The 1,282-nt window shown below is 41.1% G+C and carries 2 protein-coding genes; both read left to right on the top strand.

Translation table 11 applies throughout. From position 1 onward, the window contains the following. Positions 1 to 382, top strand: a 382-nt coding sequence (locus tag DY78_RS03165) for a putative HNHc nuclease (protein WP_024626248.1), incomplete at its 5' end; no start/stop codon positions are given. Between the two features lie 41 nt (positions 383 to 423). Then, a complete protein-coding gene (locus tag DY78_RS03160) occupies positions 424 to 1,260 on the top strand; it encodes a helix-turn-helix domain-containing protein (RefSeq protein WP_024626249.1) in 837 nt (278 codons plus the stop codon). Positions 1,261 to 1,282: the final 22 nt, after the last annotated feature.

Raw genomic sequence — 1,282 nt, 5'->3', positions numbered from 1 at the left:
TGTGAGCGATGCTAACCAGTTGTTAGACCTAGTTATCGACTTCATGTTTGAGTGGCACGTACCGTTCAAGGAAGGCTATAAGCTATTGCCACGTGAGCAAGAATATTATCTGTTTCAATGTTGCCGTCATCGAGTTTGCATGATCTGTGGTAATCGTGCTGATATTCATCATGTAGACGTTATCGGAGCCGGCTTGAACAGAACACACGTTGACCACACCAAACGGCACGTTATGGCACTGTGTCGAGTCCATCACAGCGAGATTGAGCAAATTGGCTCCGTGGCATTTAGTGCAAAATACCACGTTCCGGTAGATGGCATAAAACTAGATAAAGAAACATTAAAACGAATTGGCTTGAAGGGTAAATACAGCAGTGACTAATACACCGGGTGGGTGGAATGCCCATGATTGGAGGAACTGATATGACGGAAACAGTTGAAAGACCAAACTATTACGCCATTATTCCCGCAAGTGTTAGGTATGACAATAGCCTTCCGGGAAAAGCGTCATTATTGTATGGCGAGATAACAGCCTTATGTAATCAAAAAGGGTATTGCTGGGCAAGCGATAGCTACTTTGCAGATTTGTATGGTGTGGCTAAGTCAACAATTCAAACGTGGTTAAAGGCGCTAGAAATCAATGGTCATATTTCACGTGATGTAATTTATAAAGAGGGTACACGTGAAATCGAGCATAGGTATATCAGAATTTCGGTGGGGGGTATACCGAAAAACCAGAGTACCCCTACACCGAAAAACCAGAGAGAGAATAATACAAGTATTAATACTACAGTTAATAATACAAGTAATAAAAAACATAGTGCGGCTAACGCCACACCGCTTGTGCAACTTGAAAAAGATTTTGAAGAAATTTGGCAAGCCTACCCAAACAAAAAAGGCAAGGGACAAGCTTTCAATCATTACAAGGCTTGGCGTAAAAAAGCAGTTGATCACACGAATGAATACCTGTTTAACAAGTTAGACCGCTATAAGCAGTATATCAAGCTTAACTCTAACTGGTATCACCCATTAAATGGTGCAACTTGGTTTAACGGACGCTTTGATGATGAATTAGATTTGACACCCAAGACGCAAAACCGAGGTTATCAAAAGAACGCTCGTAAAGAAATCATTCCTCAATGGGTTAAAGACCAAAAGTCACAACATAATGCTAATCATGGAACAAGTAATCACATTAGTGACGACGATCGCAAACGTTTAGCCGATCGTTTGGCTAAATTAGAATCAAAAGGAAGTTAGCCTATGGCGAGCAAAAATTGGC

It is taken from the genome of Lactiplantibacillus fabifermentans DSM 21115 (assembly GCF_000498955.2).
In the GTDB taxonomy this organism is placed as follows: Bacteria; Bacillota; Bacilli; order Lactobacillales; family Lactobacillaceae; genus Lactiplantibacillus; species Lactiplantibacillus fabifermentans.
Note: the sequence above shows the minus strand (reverse complement) of the source record. Positions and strands in the feature narration are given on the sequence as shown.

Coding starts and splice junctions, on each gene's coding strand:
- DY78_RS03160 (WP_024626249.1), top strand. CDS start 424: ATGACGGAAACAGTTGAAAGACCAAACTATTACGCCATTATTCCCGCA.